This window comes from Streptomyces sp. NPDC107581 (assembly GCF_055657175.1).
This window is the reverse complement of the sequence record NZ_JBVKBH010000002.1, coordinates 542,287-556,576: the sequence shown is the minus strand read 5'-3', so window position 1 is coordinate 556,576 and position 14,290 is coordinate 542,287. Positions and strand designations below refer to the sequence as shown.

General features: G+C 70.9%; 13 protein-coding genes and 1 pseudogene. 10 read left to right on the top strand and 4 right to left on the bottom strand.

Going from position 1 to position 14,290, the window contains the following annotated elements; all coding sequences use genetic code 11:
• Nucleotides 1-132: 132 nt before the first annotated feature.
• The gene (locus ACZ7P3_RS06040) at nucleotides 133-1,254 is read right to left on the bottom strand and encodes an ATP-grasp domain-containing protein (protein WP_472079211.1); all 1,122 of its coding nucleotides are present in this window, start codon (nucleotides 1,252-1,254) and stop codon (nucleotides 133-135) included.
• 265 nt (nucleotides 1,255-1,519) lie between these two features.
• Between ACZ7P3_RS06040 and ACZ7P3_RS06035 the strand changes: the two genes are divergently transcribed.
• Together ACZ7P3_RS06035 and ACZ7P3_RS06030 are read left to right on the top strand one after the other, a co-directional pair.
• Nucleotides 1,520-2,428 (top strand): metallophosphoesterase family protein, encoded by a 909-nt coding sequence (locus ACZ7P3_RS06035; RefSeq protein WP_472079210.1) that lies wholly within the window; start codon nucleotides 1,520-1,522, stop codon nucleotides 2,426-2,428.
• On the top strand, nucleotides 2,373-3,053 hold the full coding sequence (locus tag ACZ7P3_RS06030) for a 4'-phosphopantetheinyl transferase family protein (protein WP_472079209.1): 681 nt from the start codon (nucleotides 2,373-2,375) through the stop codon (nucleotides 3,051-3,053). The genes ACZ7P3_RS06035 and ACZ7P3_RS06030 overlap by 56 nt, the downstream gene beginning before the upstream one ends.
• Nucleotides 3,054-3,231: 178 nt before the next feature.
• On the opposite strand, the gene ACZ7P3_RS06025 is transcribed toward ACZ7P3_RS06030, so the two are convergent.
• From ACZ7P3_RS06025 to ACZ7P3_RS06015, 3 genes are all read right to left on the bottom strand, one after another.
• Nucleotides 3,232-3,462, bottom strand: a complete 231-nt coding sequence (locus ACZ7P3_RS06025; protein ID WP_472079207.1) for a hypothetical protein — start codon at nucleotides 3,460-3,462, stop codon at nucleotides 3,232-3,234.
• Between the two features lie 104 nt (nucleotides 3,463-3,566).
• On the bottom strand, nucleotides 3,567-4,112 hold the full coding sequence (locus ACZ7P3_RS06020) for a toxin-antitoxin system, toxin component (protein WP_472079436.1): 546 nt from the start codon (nucleotides 4,110-4,112) through the stop codon (nucleotides 3,567-3,569).
• Nucleotides 4,113-4,144: 32 nt separating this feature from the next.
• Complete coding sequence (locus ACZ7P3_RS06015) at nucleotides 4,145-4,801, bottom strand: helix-turn-helix domain-containing protein (protein WP_472079206.1); 657 nt, start codon at nucleotides 4,799-4,801, stop codon at nucleotides 4,145-4,147.
• Between the two features lie 238 nt (nucleotides 4,802-5,039).
• Between ACZ7P3_RS06015 and ACZ7P3_RS06010 the strand changes: the two genes are divergently transcribed.
• The 8 genes and pseudogenes from ACZ7P3_RS06010 to ACZ7P3_RS05975 all read left to right on the top strand — a co-directional run.
• Nucleotides 5,040-5,711, top strand: a complete 672-nt coding sequence (locus tag ACZ7P3_RS06010) for an MmyB family transcriptional regulator (protein WP_472079205.1) — start codon at nucleotides 5,040-5,042, stop codon at nucleotides 5,709-5,711.
• 211 nt (nucleotides 5,712-5,922) lie between these two features.
• Nucleotides 5,923-6,921 (top strand): LacI family DNA-binding transcriptional regulator, encoded by a 999-nt coding sequence (locus ACZ7P3_RS06005; RefSeq protein WP_472079203.1) that lies wholly within the window; start codon nucleotides 5,923-5,925, stop codon nucleotides 6,919-6,921.
• 130 nt (nucleotides 6,922-7,051) lie between these two features.
• The gene (locus tag ACZ7P3_RS06000) at nucleotides 7,052-8,404 is read left to right on the top strand and encodes an ABC transporter substrate-binding protein (RefSeq protein ID WP_472079201.1); all 1,353 of its coding nucleotides are present in this window, start codon (nucleotides 7,052-7,054) and stop codon (nucleotides 8,402-8,404) included.
• Between the two features lie 5 nt (nucleotides 8,405-8,409).
• A complete protein-coding gene (locus ACZ7P3_RS05995) occupies nucleotides 8,410-9,366 on the top strand; it encodes a carbohydrate ABC transporter permease (protein WP_472079199.1) in 957 nt (318 codons plus the stop codon).
• Complete coding sequence (locus ACZ7P3_RS05990) at nucleotides 9,363-10,238, top strand: carbohydrate ABC transporter permease (protein WP_472079197.1); 876 nt, start codon at nucleotides 9,363-9,365, stop codon at nucleotides 10,236-10,238. The genes ACZ7P3_RS05995 and ACZ7P3_RS05990 overlap by 4 nt, the downstream gene beginning before the upstream one ends.
• A 33-nt stretch (nucleotides 10,239-10,271) precedes the next feature.
• Nucleotides 10,272-11,879 carry a glycoside hydrolase family 13 protein gene (locus ACZ7P3_RS05985; RefSeq protein WP_472079195.1) on the top strand — a complete coding sequence of 536 codons (1,608 nt, stop codon included), beginning with the start codon at nucleotides 10,272-10,274 and terminating at the stop codon, nucleotides 11,877-11,879.
• Nucleotides 11,880-11,935: 56 nt separating this feature from the next.
• Entirely contained in the window at nucleotides 11,936-14,113 is a 2,178-nt protein-coding gene (locus tag ACZ7P3_RS05980) for a galactose-binding domain-containing protein (protein ID WP_472079193.1), read from the top strand.
• Nucleotides 14,114-14,182: 69 nt separating this feature from the next.
• Nucleotides 14,183-14,287: pseudogene (locus ACZ7P3_RS05975) on the top strand (LuxR C-terminal-related transcriptional regulator); the annotation flags it as partial.
• Nucleotides 14,288-14,290 lie beyond the last annotated feature (3 nt).

Sequence of the window (14,290 nt, the reverse complement as noted above, 5' to 3'; positions counted from 1 at the left end):
GCTGGTATGGACCAATCCGGGTGTCAAGGAGCAGGACGGGAATTGGTCCATACCGGTGATGCGAAGCGCGCCCGATGAGGACGCGGGGAAGGGCGCGGGCGGTCACGAACCCCCGCGCACCCGGGCGAACTCCTACAGCGGCAGCACCTCGGCCGCTTCGGCCGCGGCCGCCTGCACCGGCACGGCCGGCAGCAGCACCTCGGCCTCCGCCACCCTCTGCTGCGGCAGCGACACCGGCCGCAGCGGACGGGGCCCGGACACCACCGCGTAGTCCTGCCCCAGGAACGGCGGCTCGATCACCCCCGGGTCCTCGCCCAGCGCCAACTGCACGGCCGCCCAGGGGGCGTTCACCCCGCAGAGCGACAGCTGGTGCAGGCCCCCGGCGGGCCTCGTGTTGACGTCGAGGAGCACCGGGCGGTCGCCGAGCATCCGGAACTGGATGTTGGACAGGTAGTGCAGTCCGAAGCCCTCCGCGATCAGCCGGGCCGGCTCCAGCCACTGCTCGTGCAGGCTGAAGCCCCGGCGGCGGCCGTTCTTGGTGCGGCCCACGGCGAGCCGGACGCGGTTGTCCGGACCGGTCAGGCAGTCCACGGACACCTCCGGCTGCTCCAGACGCGGCATCACCAGCCAGTCCACCGCCTCCCCGGCCCGTTCGAGCGCCTCGACGACCAGATCCAGCTGGACGTACGGACCGGGGAAACCGTTCAAGTGCGTCAGTGAGAAGGGGGCACGGGTGATCATGCGGAAGCCGACCCCGCCCGCGCCGGCGGCAGGCTTGAAGCATGCCCTGTGCCCGTCCGCCTCCAACTCCTCGACCGCGGCCACGAGTTCGTCCGCCGAACGTACCCGCCACCACGGCGGCACGGGTACGCCGACCGAGCGGACCGCCTCGTACGCCGTCGCCTTGTCCTCGAACACGGCCACCGCCTCGGGCGTCGGCGCCAGCAGCGCCGTACCCGCCGCCGCGAACTCCGCGCGGTGCGCCACGATCGCCGTCTGGTGCAGCCGGGGCACGAACACGTCGATGCCGCGCCGCGCGCACTGGTCCAGGGCGTACTCGACGTACGCGGCCGGGGACAGGCCCTCCGGCTCCAGGTCGGCGGTGTCGGCGGCGGCCAGCACGGGGGAGTCGGCGTCCCCGTGCGTGGCATGGATCTCCACCGCCCGGTCGCTGGGATTTCTCCGCAGCTGATCCATGAAGAACACGTTCTCCGCGTACGTGCGATTGAGCCAGACGCGTACGCGAGAGAGCATGCAGGCCGCCTTTCGGGGTTTCCGGGCAGGACTCAGCGGCCCGTGCCCGGGCAGGAAGAGGGAAGGGACACCAAACGGCCCTGTGCGAAGGGAGGTTAGGGGCGTCGGTGTTGGGGCGATCATACGGCTTTCAAGAGGCCGCGCGTGCAACGCGCAGGTTACGGATTTCCGTCTGCTGTCCAAGTGCGCCGCGCCGGAATCCCTTGTGTTCGGGACGGTGGATGTGTTGTCGTGGTGGCAACGGCATGATCGGAAGGGGCGAGGGGTGGAGTCGACGGCCGGGGCCGCGCAGCTGCTGGCCATCAGCGACCTGCACATCAGCTATCCGGAGAACCGTGCGCTGGTCGAGCAGCTGCACCCGCACACGGAGGACGACTGGCTGATCGTCGCCGGTGACATCGCGGAGACCGTGGAGGACATCCGCTGGGTCCTCGTCACTCTCGCGGGACGCTTCCGGAAGGTCCTGTGGGCCCCGGGCAACCACGAGCTGTGGACCCACCCGAAGGACCCCGTCACGCTGCGCGGCGTCGCACGCTACGAACACCTCGTCGACCTCTGCCGCGAACTGGGCGTGATCACGCCCGAGGACCCGTACCCGGTCTGGCAGGGACCCGACGGACCCGTCGTCGTCGCCCCGCTGTTCCTGCTGTACGACTACTCCTTCCTGCCGGACGGCTGCGTCACCAAGGCGCAGGGCCTGGCCTACGCCGAGAAGACGGGCATCATCTGCAACGACGAGTTCCTGCTCCACCCCGATCCCTACCCCACCCGCGAGGCCTGGTGCCGCGCCCGGGTCGCCGAGACGGAGCGCAGGCTCGCCGAGCTGCCGGAGGACATGCCCACCGTCCTCGTCAACCACTACCCCCTGCACCGGCATCCGACCGAGGTGCTGTGGCACCCGGAGTTCGCGATGTGGTGCGGCACCGAGCTGACCGCCGACTGGCACCGGCGGTTCCGCGTCCGGACCATGGTCTACGGCCATCTGCACATCCCGCGGACGACCTGGCACGAGGGCGTCCGCTTCGAAGAGGTGTCCGTGGGATACCCCCGTGAATGGCGCAAGCGCCCGGTGCCCCCGGGACGGCTGCGCCGCATCCTGCCGATGGAGGTCGGACCCGGTGATCGAGGAGCTGCTCCCGGAGTCGGTGGTGGCCGTGGAAGCGTACGGGGATGAGGAAGCCCCGGACTCTTCCCTGTATCCCGAGGAACAGCAGCTGGTGGCACGGGCGGTGGACAAGCGCCGCCGTGAGTTCACCTCCGTGCGGGTCTGCGCCCGGCGCGCCATGGAGAAGCTCGGTGTGCCGCCCCAGGCCGTCCTGACCGGCGAGCGCGGCGCCCCGATCTGGCCCGAGGGGCTGGCCGGCACCATGACCCACTGCGACGGCTACCGTGCCGCCGCCCTGGTCCGTGCCACGGACCTGGCCTCCCTCGGTATCGACGCCGAGCCGCACGGGCCCGTGCCGGACGGTGTCTTCGAGGCCATAGCGCTCCCCGCCGAACAGGACCGGCACCGCGAGCTGTGCGCGGCCCGGCCCGCCGTCCACTGGGACCGGCTGCTGTTCAGCGCCAAGGAGTCCGTCTACAAGGCGTGGTTCCCGCTCACCCGCGCCTGGCTCGACTTCTCCGAGGCCGACATCGAGCTGTTCCCGGCACCGGGCCCGGGCACCCGCGGCCGCTTCCACGCGCGGCTGCTCGTCCCCGGCCCTCTGGTGGGCGGCACCCGCCTGGGCGGCTTCGAGGGCCGCTGGCTGGCCGAGGACGGGCTGGTGCTGACGGCGGTGACCGTCCCGCACCGCTGAACCGGCGTACGGGACGGCCGTCCGGCGCCCGCTCACTCCGGCGTGCGCCGCTGGCGTGCGCTCACTCCCGCGGTGCGTCACTGGCGCCCGCTCACGTCTGCGGGCGCTGTCGGCGTCCGCAGGCTGCTGCGGCGCCACCGCCGTCGGGCTCACTGCGGCTGGCGCCGTCGGCGTGCGCTCACTCCCGCGGCGGGCACCAGTGGCGCAGCAGCCGGAAGAACTCCTCCTCGTTGCCCGCGAGTCCCGCCTGTGCCAGGGCCCCTTCCGCCTCGGCGAGCACGGCGGGCGGCACGATCACGGGACGGCCCGCGTCCGGTGGCCCGTCGAAGGCGGCGCGCACGGTGTGCAGCAGCCGGAGGTAGGCCTGTACGGCGGTGCGCTCGCGGTCGGTCAGTACGGCGGTGGGCATCGGTCGGCTCTCCCCGGTTCGGCGTCACGGTCACGCGCCTGCGGCGCACGTAACAGCTTGCCGTCCACCACTGACAATGCCGGATGGCTCGCCCACCGGGTCGCTCAGCCCTGCGGCCCCAGGTACCCCAGGGACGCCTCGATGCGGCCGGCCACGTCGTCCCGCTGGACCGGGCCGCGCAGCGCCGATCCGGCGAGCCAGGTGCGGCACTTGCTGGCGAGCAGCAGGCCGAAGGCCTCGGCCTCGCGCTCCTCGGACTGGTCGAAGCGGGTGCGGGCGGCGACCCGGTGCACCGCGGCCGCGAGCGCCGCTGGGTCGGTGTCCTCGCTCAGCAGCCGGGTGGCGACGCCGACGCCGGCCCCGTGGGTGCGGTCACCGCAGTGCCCGGCCTGCATGTGCCACAGCTCGTGGCCGAGGATCACCAACTGGTGATCGGGCGCGGTGCGTTCCTCGACGACGACCAGGTCGCGGTCGGTCATGTCCAGCCACAGCCCGCTGGCCGTCCCGGGCGGGAAGACCGCCGTACGGAACTGCACGGGGCGGCCGCGGCGGCGGCTCATCGCCTCGCACAGCGCGCGGTACAGCTCGTGCGGCGGGACCGGCCCGGGCAGGGAGAGTTCCCCGACCAGCTCGGTGCACAGCCGCCGCATGTCCTTGCCGATGCCCACAGTTTTCTCCCGGCTCACGACTCGGGCCGCTTGACGCTCTCCAGCAGCATGTCGAGCCACTCCGCGACCTTGTCCCGGTGCTGGTCCGTGGGCAGTTGCGCGGCCCGCCAGGCGATCCCGCGCACCCCGTGGTCCTGCAGCAGCCGCTCCAGCGGATCGTCCGCGGCCGCTGCCGCGGCCCGCTCCCGGTCGGCGAGCTTCTGCAGCAGTTCCTGCTCGGTGCGCTGCAGGGCACCCGCCAGCGCCTCGGGATCCTCCGCCGTGAGGAAGCCGGCGTGCACGCGGAAGAACCGCTGCAGCGCGTCGCAGTGCTCCATGGTGGGCCGCCGGTCGCCGTTGATGAGGGCGCCGGCCTGCTGCCGGGACATGCCCGCGCCGTCGGCGATCTCCTGCTGGGTGTACTTGCGGCCGTTCGTTTTCAGCCGGGTGCGGCGCAGCAGGTCCAGGCGCTGCAGGAAGCGCGCCTGGACATCCGGCTCGCCCGCCGGGCGCCCGCTGAGCAGGGCCTTGAGCACCGGCTCCGGGACCCCGCAGGCGACGGAGAGCCGACCGACGTCGAAGACCTGGGAGTGCGGCACCCCGAGCCGGTCGGCGAGCCCGGTGACGCGGGCGACGACGGCCGGCAGCTGAGCGGTCTCCGTGGCGCCCGGATCCTCGTAGCCATCCGTCACCGACAGAACTCCTACGTCTCTCGTGGGCTTCAGGTGCGTCCGTGTGTTTCTCACAGCGGTTGTGAACTTCCCGGAGAGTATCCGGTGCTTCGAACTCACATCCAGGTCTCGCCACAACTGTGGCGAATTTCAGCCGTCAACCGGCATGGAATGCCACGATAGTTGACATGAGTCTTGTCGGGGCAGCAGGATCGCTTCGCCGCGTGAAGGCCGCAGAGGCAAGAGGGGTGACCTCCCGATGGCACATCAGGCAGGAGGGCAGCGGCCGGCACCGCGGCCCGTCCCCGAGGGCTGCGAGGCCCAGGCGTATCTCCAGGACTACGCCACACTTCTGGAGGGCGTGCCCTTCCCGTCCCTGGTCGTCGACCACCGCTGGAACGTGCTGATGGCCAACGGTGCGTTCGAGACACTTTTCCGGGGTGTGCGCCCTCATTCGACGGCCATGCCCGGGGACAACTTCCTCCGGTTCGTCCTGTTCCACCCGGACGCCGGCGGCATCCTCGGCGAGCACGAGGCGGGCTGGTGCCTGCCGATGCTCGCCCACCTCAAGACCGCCCTGGAGCGCTGCGCGCACGACCACGAACTCCAGGCGATCCGCCGGGACGTCGCCCAGGACCCGATCATGGAGGCCGCCTACCGGCAGGGTCTGCCGCACTGGATGCGCGCCGTCGGCGACGCCGCGACCCAGCTCGACGGCGCCGTACGCCTCCTGCGCCACCCCGACCCGCGCCGGGGCCCGACCGAGTGCCGGATCGTCGACGAGACGACCCGCACCCTGGAGGAGATCGGCTGCACGCGCCTGACCATGGTGCTGCGCGACGCCCGCCGTCCGGCCGCGGCCACGCGCCGCCCGCGCCGTCCGCGCGGCACGGGCGCGCATCTGACGGTCGTTCCGGAGCCCGAGGACTGACCCGGCTCCGTCGGCGTTCAGGTCGCCGACGGGGCCGGGCCGGAAACCCCCTTCGCGCCGCGGCACCGGATGCCCCGGTTGCGTGAACCGCTCCGCAACCGCCCCATAGTCGCTCCGCAACCGGCCCCATAGTCGCTCCGCAACCGCTCCGCAGTCGCTCCGCAACCGCTCTACGCAAGCAGCTTGCGTGCCTTGCGCTATTCTTGCGCGCATGACGCGACGACTTGCGGAAGTGGCGAAGAAGGTCGGGGTCAGCGAGGCCACGGTCAGCCGGGTGCTCAACGGCAAGCCCGGGGTCTCCGAAGCCACCCGGCAGTCGGTGCTGTCCGCCCTCGACGTCCTCGGCTACGAACGCCCCACCCAGCTGCGTGGCGAACGCGCCCGGCTCGTGGGCCTGGTCCTGCCGGAGCTGCAGAACCCGATCTTCCCGGCCTTCGCCGAGGTCATCGGGGGTGCGCTCGCCCAGCTCGGACTGACCCCGGTGCTGTGCACCCAGACCAAGGGCGGGGTCTCGGAGGCGGACTACGTGGACCTGCTGCTGCAACAGCAGGTCTCCGGCGTGGTCTTCGCGGGCGGCCTGTACGCGCAGGCGGACGCGCCGCACGACCACTACCGGCTGCTCGCCGACCGCAACATCCCGGTGGTGCTGGTTAACGCGGCCATCGAACACCTCGGCTTCCCGGGTGTGTCCTGCGACGACGCCGTCGCGGTGGAGCAGGCCTGGCGGCACCTGGCCTCCCTCGGCCACGAGCGGATCGGCCTGGTCCTCGGCCCCGCCGACCACGTCCCCTCGGCGCGCAAGCTCGCCGCCGCCCGCGCCCTCGCCGGCGATCTGCCGGACGAGCACGTGGCCCGGGCCATCTTCTCCCTCGAAGGCGGTCACGCGGCGGCCTCCCGGCTGCTCGACCGCGGCGTCACCGGCATCATCTGCGCCAGCGACCCCCTCGCCCTGGGGGCCGTCCGGGCCGCCCGCCGCAAGGGGTACGACGTCCCCGGGCGGATCTCCGTCGTCGGCTACGACGACTCGGCGTTCATGAACTGCACCGAACCCCCGCTGACCACCGTCCGCCAGCCCATCGAGGCCATGGGCCGCGCGGCCGTGGAGCTGCTGAACGCCCGCATCGGGGGCACCGCCGTACCCGCCGAGGAGCTGTTGTTCGAGCCCGAGCTGGTGGTCCGCGGCTCCACCGCGCAAGCTCCCCGCGACTGAGACCGCAGCCGTGATCCAGTAGATCCCATAGGTTGTTCAATAATTTCAGATTCTGCGCGACATCTTGCGGGCCGATGTCGTCGGTGCTTGAGTGTGCGGCGCCCACCGCTCCTGCTTTGAGGGGTCACCGATGAGACGCACCGGGTTCCGCCGTACCTTCGCCACGATCGGCGTCTGTTCCTCCCTCGCCGTCGCCGCGTCCGCCTGCGGATCGGGCGACGACGACACGGCGAGCGGCAAGACCCGCATCACCGTCAACTGCGAGCCGCCCCGGAGCGCCAAGGTGGACCGGAGGTTCTTCGAGCAGGACATCGCCTCGTTCGAGAAGCAGAACCCGGACATCGACGTCGTCGCGCACGACGCCTTTCCCTGCCAGGACCCGAAGACGTTCGACGCCAAGCTCGCCGGCGGTCAGATGGAGGACGTCTTCTACACCTACTTCACCGACGCCCGGCACGTCGTCGACATCAACCAGGCCACCGACCTCACCCCGTACCTCAGGGAACTGAAGAGCTACGGCACCATCCAGAAGCAGCTGCGGGACATCTACACCGTGGACGGAAAGGTCTACGGCATACCGCGCACCGGGTACAGCATGGGCCTGCTCTACAACCGCAAGCTCTTCCAGAAGGCCGGACTCGACCCCGACACACCCCCGGCGACCTGGGACGAGGTCAGGGCGGACGCCAAGAAGGTCGCCGCCCTCGGCAACGGCACCGTCGGATACGCCGACTACAGCGCACAGAACCAGGGCGGCTGGCACTTCACCGCCGAGCTGTACGCACAGGGCGGCGACGTGGTGAGCCCCGACGGCAAGAAGGCCACCGTCGACACCCCCGAGGGCCACGCCGTGCTGCAGAACCTGCACGACATGCGGTGGACGGACGACTCGATGGGCAGCAAGCAGCTCCTCGTCATCAACGACGTGCAGCAGCTGATGGGTTCGGGCAAGCTCGGCATGTACCTCTCCGCCCCCGACAACATCCCGATCCTGGTCAAGGAGAAGGGCGGCAGCTACAACGACCTCGCCCTGGCCCCCATGCCCGGAGGCGAGGGCACCCTCATCGGCGGCGACGGCTACATGTTCAACAAGAAGGACACCCCGGCCCAGATCCGCGCCGGCCTGAAGTGGCTCGACCACATGTTCCTCACCCCGGGATCGGGCTTCCTCGGCGACTACGCCCGGGCCAAGAAGAACGACGCCCCGGTGGGCCTGCCCGAGCCGCGCCTGTTCACCGGCGCCGCCGACGCCAAGGACCAGCAGGTCAAGAAGGCCAACGCCAATGTCCCGGTGGAGAACTACCAGGCCTTCCTCGACGGCAACCAGCAGCTGCGGATGAAGATCGAGCCGCCGGACGCCCAGCAGATCTACTCCGTCCTCGACGGCGTCGTCTCCGCCGTCCTCACCGAGAAGGACGCGGACATCGACCAGCTCCTGAAGGACGCGTCCGGCAAGATCGACGGCATTCTGGCCCGGAGCTGACCGCCATGACGAAGACGACGGCCGAGCGGCGCCCGGTCGCGGACGTCGCCGTCCATCCGGTCCGGGCGCCGTCCCCGGCAGGGGACCGGGGGCGGCGCCGCCTGGCCGACCAGGCCCGCGCCTACGCGTTCCTCCTCGGCGGCGTGGTCTGCTTCGCGCTGTTCTCCTGGTACCCGGCGATCCGCGCGGTGGTCATCGCGTTCCAGAAGTACACGCCCGGCTCCTCGCCCCGGTGGGTCGGCACCGCCAACTTCACCCGCGTCTGGCACGATCCCGAGTTCACGGCGGCCTGGCGCAACACCCTCACCTTCACCGTGCTGGCCCTGCTGATCGGCTTCGCCGTCCCCTTCGTCCTCGCCCTCGTCCTGAACGAACTGCGCCATGCGAAGGCCTTCTTCCGGGTCGTGGTCTACCTGCCGGTGATGATCCCGCCGGTGGTCAGCGCCCTGCTGTGGAAGTGGTTCTACGACCCGGGGGCCGGCCTCGCCAACGAGACGCTGCGGTTCCTGCACCTGCCCACGTCGAACTGGTCCAACGGCGCCGGCACCGCACTCGTCTCCCTGGTGATCGTGGCCACCTGGGCCAACCTGGGCGGCACCGTCCTCATCTACCTGGCCGCCCTGCAGTCCATCCCCGGCGAGCTGTACGAGGCCGCCGAAGTGGACGGCGCGAACCTGCTCCAGCGCATCCGCCACGTGACGGTCCCGCAGACCCGGTTCGTCATCCTGATGCTGATGCTCCTCCAGATCATCGCCACCATGCAGGTCTTCACCGAGCCGTTCGTCATCACGGGCGGCGGCCCGGAGAACGCCACGGTCACCGTCCTCTACCTCATCTACAAGTACGCCTTCCTCTACAACGACTTCGGCGGCGCCTGCGCGCTCAGCGTCATGCTGCTCGTCCTGCTCGGCGCCTTCTCCGCCCTCTACCTGCGGCTCACCCGCTCCGAGGGGGACGCATGAGCACCCGGACCCTGATCTCCCCGGCCACCCTCGCCCGCCCCCGCGGCAAGGCCGTCTACTGGACGGTGTTCACCGGCGTCGTCCTGCTCTTCGCCCTCGCCTTCCTCTTCCCGGTCTACTGGATGGTGACCGGCGCGATGAAGTCCCCGGACGAGGTCGCCCGGACCCCGCCGACGCTCCTGCCCGAGCACTGGCGCCTCGGCAGCTACACCGACGCCTGGGACCTGATGCAGCTGCCGCAGCACCTGTGGAACACGGTGGTGCAGGCGGCCGGCGCCTGGGCCTTCCAGCTGGTGTTCTGCACGGCCGCCGCCTACGCCCTGTCCAGGCTGAAGCCCGCCTTCGGCAAGGTGATCCTCGGCGGCATCCTCGCCACCCTGATGGTCCCGGCCCAGGCGCTCGTCGTCCCCAAGTACCTGACGGTCGCCGACCTCCCGCTGATCCACACCAGCCTGCTCAACGACCCCCTCGGCATCTGGCTGCCGGCGGTCGCCAACGCGTTCAACCTGTACCTGCTGAAGCGGTTCTTCGACCAGCTGCCGCGCGACGTCCTGGAGGCCGCCGAGATCGACGGCGCGGGCAGGCTGCGCATCCTGTGGTCGGTCGTCCTGCCCATGTCCCGGCCGGTGCTCGGCGTGGTGTCGATCTTCGCCCTCGTCGCGGTGTGGCAGGACTTCCTGTGGCCGCTGATGGTCTTCTCCGACACCGGCAAGCAACCGATCAGTGTGGCCCTGGTCCAGCTGTCGCAGAACATCCAGCTCACCGTGCTCATCGCCGCGATGGTGATCGCCAGCATCCCGATGGTGGCGCTGTTCCTCGTCTTCCAGCGGCACATCATCGCCGGGATCAGCGCGGGCAGCACCAAGGGCTGACGCAGCCGCCCCGTCTACAGAAAGGCATGCCCCGTGGGACAGCCCACCCATGCCCAAGAGGACCGTGACTGGTGGCGTTCGGCCGTCATCTACCAGGTGTACGTCCGCAGCTTCGCCGACGGCGACGGCGACGGCACCGGCGACCTCGCGGGAGTCCGCGCCAGACTGCCGTACCTCGCCGGACTCGGTGTGGACGCGCTGTGGTTCAGCCCCTGGTACCTCTCGCCCATGAAGGACGGCGGTTACGACGTCGCCGACTACCGTGCCATCGACCCGGCGTTCGGCACCCTCGCCGAGGCCGAGAAGCTCATCGCCGAGGCGCGCGAGCTGGGCATCCGCACGATCGTCGACATCGTGCCCAACCACGTCTCCGACCGGCACCCCTGGTTCCGGGCGGCCCTCGCCGCAGGGCCCGGCAGCCCCGAGCGCGAGCTGTTCCACTTCCGGCCCGGACGCGGCCCGCACGGCGAGCTCCCGCCCAACGACTGGCCCTCGCAGTTCGCCGGCTCCACCGAACCGGTGTGGACCCGGCTCCCCGACGGCGACTGGTACCTGCACCTGTTCACCCCCGAGCAGCCCGACCTGAACTGGGCCCACCCGGCGGTGCGCCAGGAGCACGAGGACATCCTCTGCTTCTGGTTCGAGCGCGGTGTCGCCGGGGTCCGCATCGACTCCGCCGCCCTGCTCGCCAAGGACCCCGGCCTGCCCGACCTCGCCGCGCACCCGCACCCGCACCCCTTCGTCGACCGCGACGAACTCCACGGCATCTACCGCTCCTGGCGGTCCGTCGCCGACGCCTACGGCGGCGTGTTCGTCGGCGAGGTCTGGCTCCCGGACCCCGAACGCTTCGCCCGCTATCTGCGCCCCGACGAACTGCACACCGCCTTCAACTTCTCCTTCCTGGCCTGCCCCTGGGACGCCGAGCGGCTGCGCACCTCCATCGACACCACCCTCGCCGAGCACGCTCCTGTCGGCGCCCCGGCCACCTGGGTGCTGTGCAACCACGACGTGACGCGCACGGTCACCCGCTACGGCCGCGAGGACACCGGCTTCGACTTCGCCGCCAAGGCCTTCGGCACCCCGACGGACCTGGCGCTCGGCACCCGCCGGGCCCGGGCGGCGGCGCTGCTGTCGCTGGCGCTGCCCGGGGCCGTCTATCTGTACCAGGGGGAGGAGCTGGGGCTGCCGGAGGCGGAGATCCCGGCCGACCGCATCCGGGATCCGATGTACTTCCGGTCGCGGGGTGCCGACCCGGGCCGGGACGGATGCCGGGTGCCGCTGCCCTGGACGGCCGGCGCGCCGTATGCGGGATTCGGCTCGCACGAGGAGCCGTGGCTGCCCCAGCCGGACGGCTGGACGTCGTACGCGGTCGACCGGCAGCAGCAGGACCCCGACTCCGTGCTCGCCCTCTACCGCGAGGCCATCGCGGCCCGGCCGGTCTTCGGCGAGGGCCCCCTGACCTGGCTGCCCGCCCCCGACGGCGTGCTCGCCTTCTCCCGCGCGCCGGGCGCGCTGTGCGTGGTCAACCTCGCCGCCGCACCCGCCGAACTGCCCGCGCACGCCCGGCTCCTGCTCAGCAGCGGCCCGCTGGACGAAGCGGGCCGGCTGCCGCAGGACACGGCGGCCTGGCTGGCCGTCTGAGCCGCACCCGTACCCCCTTGCTGTCCCACGCACCCCCACCACGAAGGGATCGGCACATGAACAGCAGCACCGCCGGACATGTCAGGCGCATGCCAGCGATCGGGGCGGTCGTCGCCCTCGCCGCCGGCATGCTCGTCGCCGTGGCCCCCGCCGCTCACGCGGCCGCGGGCGCCTCGCTCCCCTTCACCTCGGTCGAGGCCGAGTCGGCGAGCACCACCGGCACGAAGGTCGGCCCCGACTACACCCAGGGCACCCTCGCCTCGGAGGCCTCCGGACGGCAGGCCGTACGGCTGGCCTCCGGGCAGCGGGTGGAGTTCACCGTGCCGCGCGCCTCCAATGCCGTGAACGTCGCCTACAGCGTCCCGGACGGTCAGTCCGGTGCGCTCGACGTGTACGTCAACGGGACCAGGATCGCCAGGACGCTCCCGGTGACGTCCAAGTACTCCTACATCGACACCGGCTGGATCGCGGGCGCGAAGACCCATCACTTCTTCGACAACGCCCGGCTGCTGCTGGGGCAGAACGTCCAGGCGGGCGACAAGATCGCCTTCGAGTCGACCGGCACCCAGGTCACCGTGGACGTCGCCGACTTCGAGCAGGTCGCGGCGGCCGCCGCCCAGCCCGCCGGTTCGGTGTCCGTCGTGTCCAAGGGCGCCGACCCCAGCGGCAACGGCGACTCCACCCAGGCCTTCCGGGACGCCGTCGCGGCCGCCCAGAGCGGGGTGGTGTGGATCCCGCCGGGCGACTACCGGATCACCTCCTCGCTCAGCGGTGTGCAGAACGTGACCCTGCAGGGCGCGGGCAGCTGGTACTCGGTCGTGCACACCTCCCGGTTCATCGACCAGTCCAGTTCCTCCGGAAACGTGCACATCAAGGACTTCGCGGTCATCGGCGAGGTCACCGAACGCGTCGACTCCAGCCCGGACAACTTCGTCAACGGCTCTCTCGGCCCGAACTCCTCCGTCTCCGGCATGTGGATCCAGCACATGAAGGTCGGGCTGTGGCTGACCGGCACCAACGACAACCTGGTGGTGGAGAACAACCGCATCCTCGACACCACCGCCGACGGCCTCAACCTCAACGGCACCGCCAAGGGCGTCCGCGTCAGCAACAACTTCCTGCGCAACCAGGGCGACGACGCGCTCGCCATGTGGTCGCTGTACTCCCCGGACACGAACTCCAGCTTCGAGAACAACACGATCTCGCAGCCCAACCTCGCCAACGGCATCGCCGTCTACGGCGGCACCGACATCACGGTCAGGAACAACCTGGTCTCCGACACCAACGCACTCGGCAGCGGGATCGCCATCTCCAACCAGAAGTTCCTCGACCCCTTCTCCCCGCTGTCCGGCACCATCACCGTCGACGGCAACACGCTCGTGCGCACCGGCGCGATGAACCCCAACTGGAACCACCCGATGGGCGCGCTGCGCGTCGACTCGTACGACAGCGCGATCAACGCGACGGTCGACATCACCAACACGACGATCACCGACAGCCCCTACAGCGCCTTCGAGTTCGTCTCCGGCGGCGGACAGGGGTATCCGGTCCGCAACGTCAACGTGAGCGGCGCGAGTGTGCAGAACACGGGGACGGTCGTGGTCCAGGCCGAGGCACAGGGCGCGGCCGCCTTCCGCAACGTCAGCGCGACGGGCGTCGGGGCCGCCGGTGTCTACAACTGCCCCTACCCAGCGAACTCCGGCTCCTTCACCCTCTCCGACGGCGGCGGCAACTCCGGCTGGTCCAGCACCTGGTCGGACTGTTCCACCTGGCCCCGGCCCGGTCAGGGCAATCCCGACCCCGACCCGAACCGCAACCTCGCCAAGGGCCGCCCGGCCACCGCGACCGGGTCGCAGGACGTCTACACGCCCGGCAAGGCGGTCGACGGCGATGCGAACAGCTACTGGGAGTCCACCAACAACGCCTTCCCGCAGTCCTGGACGGCCGACCTCGGCTCCGCCTACGCCGTCCGCCGCCTGGTGCTCAAGCTGCCCCCGTCCCCGGCCTGGGGAGCCCGCACCCAGACCGTCACGGTGCTCGGCAGCACCGACGGCTCCGGCTACTCGACCGTGACCGGATCCCAGGGCTACCGCTTCGACCCGGCGACCGGCAACACCGCCACCGTCTCCCTGCCCAGCGGCACGAACCTGCGCTATCTCCGTCTGACCGTCAGCGCCAACACGGGCTGGCCGGCCGGGCAGTTCAGTGAGGTGGAGGCATACCTGACGCCCTGAGCCGGGCCCGCGTCACCGGTCCGGCAGCGGCCATGCGGATCCGGGTGACGAGTTCGTGCTCAGCGCCGCAAGCTGTTCATCACGGTGAGCACGGTCGAACAGCACCTCACCCGGGCCTACCGCAAGCTCAACATCCGCCACCGCCGTGAGCTGCCCGCGAGCCTCGCCCCATGATTC

What these genes read in the sequence shown, in the direction of transcription:
- ACZ7P3_RS05980 (WP_472079193.1), top strand. Translation starts at nt 11,936, where the DNA reads ATGAACAGCAGCACCGCCGGACATGTCAGGCGCATGCCAGCGATCGGG.
- ACZ7P3_RS06005 (WP_472079203.1), top strand. Translation starts at nt 5,923, where the DNA reads ATGACGCGACGACTTGCGGAAGTGGCGAAGAAGGTCGGGGTCAGCGAG.
- ACZ7P3_RS05990 (WP_472079197.1), top strand. Translation starts at nt 9,363, where the DNA reads ATGAGCACCCGGACCCTGATCTCCCCGGCCACCCTCGCCCGCCCCCGC.
- ACZ7P3_RS06000 (WP_472079201.1), top strand. Translation starts at nt 7,052, where the DNA reads ATGAGACGCACCGGGTTCCGCCGTACCTTCGCCACGATCGGCGTCTGT.
- ACZ7P3_RS06020 (WP_472079436.1), bottom strand. Translation starts at nt 4,112, where the DNA reads ATGCGGCGGCTGTGCACCGAGCTGGTCGGGGAACTCTCCCTGCCCGGG.
- ACZ7P3_RS06025 (WP_472079207.1), bottom strand. Translation starts at nt 3,462, where the DNA reads ATGCCCACCGCCGTACTGACCGACCGCGAGCGCACCGCCGTACAGGCC.
- ACZ7P3_RS06010 (WP_472079205.1), top strand. Translation starts at nt 5,040, where the DNA reads ATGGCACATCAGGCAGGAGGGCAGCGGCCGGCACCGCGGCCCGTCCCC.
- ACZ7P3_RS06040 (WP_472079211.1), bottom strand. Translation starts at nt 1,254, where the DNA reads ATGCTCTCTCGCGTACGCGTCTGGCTCAATCGCACGTACGCGGAGAAC.
- ACZ7P3_RS05995 (WP_472079199.1), top strand. Translation starts at nt 8,410, where the DNA reads ATGACGAAGACGACGGCCGAGCGGCGCCCGGTCGCGGACGTCGCCGTC.